Raw genomic sequence first — 256 nt, 5'->3', positions numbered from 1 at the left:
ATAATAGTCATATACCGAAATGGAGGTGAATCAAATAATGATGAATAAAGCCTATAAGTTTCGTATCTATCCAAATCAGGCACAAGCAATTCTAATCAACAAAACGATTGGGTGTTCTCGCTTTGTATTCAATCATTTCCTATCTTTATGGGATCAAGCATACAAAGAGACAGGAAAAGGCTTGACCTATGGTACATGCTCTGCCAAACTACCTGCCATGAAGAAAGAGCTTGTTTGGCTAAAAGAAGTGGATAGT

1 protein-coding gene is annotated in these 256 nt (G+C 37.1%); it reads left to right on the top strand.

Features of this window, described 5'->3' with window-relative positions; translation table 11 throughout:
• Window positions 1–37: 37 nt before the first annotated feature.
• Window positions 38–256 (top strand): helix-turn-helix domain-containing protein (locus tag MR143_RS32810; RefSeq protein ID WP_242281307.1); only part of this gene is annotated, 219 nt, incomplete at its 3' end.

It is taken from the genome of Bacillus cereus group sp. BfR-BA-01347 (assembly GCF_022663835.1).
Classification (GTDB): Bacteria; Bacillota; Bacilli; order Bacillales; family Bacillaceae_G; genus Bacillus_A; species Bacillus_A thuringiensis_K.
This window is presented reverse-complemented; position numbering and strand designations above follow the sequence as displayed.